Source organism: Streptomyces diastatochromogenes, from assembly GCF_002242805.1.
GTDB classification, from domain to species: Bacteria; Actinomycetota; Actinomycetes; order Streptomycetales; family Streptomycetaceae; genus Streptomyces; species Streptomyces diastatochromogenes.
This window is the reverse complement of the sequence record NZ_MCGQ01000101.1, coordinates 1-2,731: the sequence shown is the minus strand read 5'-3', so window position 1 is coordinate 2,731 and position 2,731 is coordinate 1. Positions and strand designations below refer to the sequence as shown.

Below are 2,731 nucleotides of genomic sequence, written 5' to 3'. Positions count from 1 at the left end.
ATGCCGAAGACCTCGTCGCCGGGCTTGAACCGGGTGACGTCCGGGCCCACGGCGCTGACGACGCCGGAGAAGTCCGAACCCATCGTCCTGGGGAAGGAGCGGCCCGTCATCATCTTCAACTGGCCCTGACGCAGCTTCCAGTCGATCGGGTTCACCGACGTGGCCCTGACCATGACGGCGACCTCCCCGTTCCCCGGCGTGGGAAGCTCGAAGTCCTCCAGCCGCATCGTCTCCGGGCCGCCGTAGGTGTGGTACTGAATCCTGCGCATGTGACTGTCTCCTGGGGGATGCCCGGTTGTCCGAGCGGGGGCGCACGCGCGGCTCCGCCTGGCTCCATCGATGCGCCGCACTTACGGATGCGGGCGGGCGGTGAGCCGGGCAGGGTACGCCGCTGCGTTTCGTTGCCCAGTCAACATATGGAGCCATACCTGACACGCCCCGTCAGGTATGTCAGGGAATTTTCCTGGCGACATACCTGACGCTCGATGTCAGGTATCGGTCTGATGATGGCTTTGCCGGTCAGCGGCATGCGACCCCACCTCGGGGATGTGCAGTGCCCTCACGCACGGCCCGGCGCTGGGGCATGCGGGCCCCGGCACCCCTTGTCACTTCCTGGCCGGTATCCCATGCCACTTCCCAGAAGGAGTCCCTGAGAATGATCACTGTCACCGCGGCCACGGGCCGCCTCGGTCGCCTCGTCGTCGCCGAACTGCTCCAGCGCGGTGTGCCCGCGGACCAGATCACGGCCGCCGTACGGTCCCCGCAGAAGGCCGCCGACCTCGCCGAACTCGGGGTGCAGGTCCGCCACGCGGACTACACCGAGCCGCACACCCTCGCGCCGGCCTTCGCGGAGGCCGACCAGCTGCTGCTCATACCGTCCGCCGAGTACGGCCGGCGCTTCCCGCAGATGAAGAACGCGGTCGACGCGGCCCGCGCCGCGCACGTTCCCCTGATCGCCTACACCGGCTTCGTCAACACGCCCACCAGCACCCTGCGGCTGGCCGATGAGCACAAGCAGGCCGAGGCCTACATCCGTCAGTCAGGCATCCCGTTCGTCTTCCTGCGCAACGGCGGCTACACCGAGCTGTACGCGGGGGAGTTGGGTGACCTCGCCCCCGCTCTGGACTCCGGCGTGATGTACGGCTGCGGGGCCGACGGCAAGGTCTCCGGGGCCACCCGCGCCGATCTCGCCGCCGCGGCGGCAGCGGCCCTGACCGGCCAGGGACATGCGGGACGTGCCTACGGCTCGGGAAGCGACGGCCGCGTCTACGAACTCGGCGGCGCCCCCTTCACCCTCTCGGATGTCGCGGCCGAGATCTCCCGGCAGTCCGGCAAGCCGTTGGTCTACCAGGACCTGCCCGTCGACCAGTACGCCCGGGCCCTCGCCGCCCAGGGGGTGCCGCAGGCGTTCGCCGACCTGCTGGCCGACACCAGCCTGGCCGTCGCGCACGGCGACTGGTTCACCTCCAGCACCGACCTCGAACAGCTCATCGGACGGCCCGCCACTGCGCTGGCGGACGTCGTCGCCGCTCAGCTCAGGGCCTTGTGACCTGCGCTCTCTCCTCCCGCTGAAAGTCGTAGACACATACCTGACGCTCGCTGTCAGGTATCTCCGCCCAAGATGAGACACGAACCTGACCGGCCGCCCACCGGACGAGCCGGCTCTCCCTGACATGCGACCCCCGTGCACCCATGCCACGTTTGTCGCGCATCAGGGGACGAAACACCTTGAAAGGAATGCTTCCCATGACTGCCACCAGCGCCGCCGCCCAGAAGATCGCCGACGAGTTCGTCCGTGCCTGGCTCGGCCGCGACGTCGAGAAGGCGCTGAGCTACCTCGCCGACGACGTCGTCTGCGAGGCCCCGAACGGCCGCTTCGAGGGCCTGGCCCGCTACCGCGAGTTCCTGGAGCCCTTCGCGAGCAGCCTCATCAGCGGCACGGTGATCGACGTGCTGGGTGACGACACCCACGCGGTGACCGTCTACACCACCGACACGCCCTTCAAGAAGGACTTCCGCGGCATCGACTACATCACCGTCGAGGACGGCAAGATCAGCCACGTGATCAGCGTCTTCGACCTCAGCCCGCTGATCCAGGCCGGAGGCAACCCCCAGCACTGACCAGCCCGTACGGCGGGTCCGCCGTCCGTCCGCGCGACGGCGGCGGCCCCGCCGCACCACCCTGGCAACCGCGACCGCCAGGCGCCGACCGCGGCGCGAGAGCCCAGCCCCCGCGCCCGCCCACTTGCCAAGAAAGCCTCCCCCCATGATCACCATCACCGCCGCCACCGGTCACCTCGGCCGCCTCGTCATCGACGAACTCCTCAAGCGCGGTATGCCCGCCGACCAGATCGTGGCCGCCGTCCGGACCCCGGAAAAGGCCGCCGACCTGGCAGGGCGCGGCATCCAGGTCCGCCAGGCCGACTACGACCGTCCCGCGACGCTCGCCTCCGCCTTCCAGGGCGCAGAGCGGCTACTGCTCATCTCCTCCAGCGAGTTCGGCCGCCAGGCCGAGCAGCACGCAGGCGTGGTCCGCGCGGCGCAGGACGCCGGAGCCACCGCGCTGATCTACACCAGCTACCTCAACGCCGACAGCAGCGGCATCGCCATGGCCGAGCCGCACGCCCGTACCGAGGAAATCGTCCGTGCCTCGGGAATCCCGTACGCGATCCTGCGCAACGGCTCCTACATCGAGAACTACACCGCCAACATCGGAATGTGGCTCCAGTAC

Annotated in this window: 4 protein-coding genes; 3 read left to right on the top strand and 1 reads right to left on the bottom strand. The window is 69.2% G+C overall.

All coding sequences use genetic code 11. The features are described from left to right. A partial coding sequence (locus BEK98_RS45935; protein WP_167444447.1) for an alcohol dehydrogenase catalytic domain-containing protein occupies positions 1 to 269 on the bottom strand: 269 nt, incomplete at its 3' end. A gap of 386 nt (positions 270 to 655) precedes the next feature. Here BEK98_RS45935 and BEK98_RS45930 point away from each other — a divergent pair. The 3 genes from BEK98_RS45930 to BEK98_RS45920 all read left to right on the top strand — a co-directional run. Then, a complete protein-coding gene (locus tag BEK98_RS45930; protein WP_094222762.1) occupies positions 656 to 1,549 on the top strand; it encodes an NAD(P)H-binding protein in 894 nt (297 codons plus the stop codon). Between the two features lie 197 nt (positions 1,550 to 1,746). Continuing rightward, positions 1,747 to 2,121, top strand: a complete 375-nt coding sequence (locus BEK98_RS45925; protein ID WP_244202291.1) for a nuclear transport factor 2 family protein — start codon at positions 1,747 to 1,749, stop codon at positions 2,119 to 2,121. 145 nt (positions 2,122 to 2,266) lie between these two features. After that, the coding region (locus tag BEK98_RS45920; RefSeq protein ID WP_167444446.1) for an NAD(P)H-binding protein at positions 2,267 to 2,731 on the top strand (465 nt) is incomplete at its 3' end.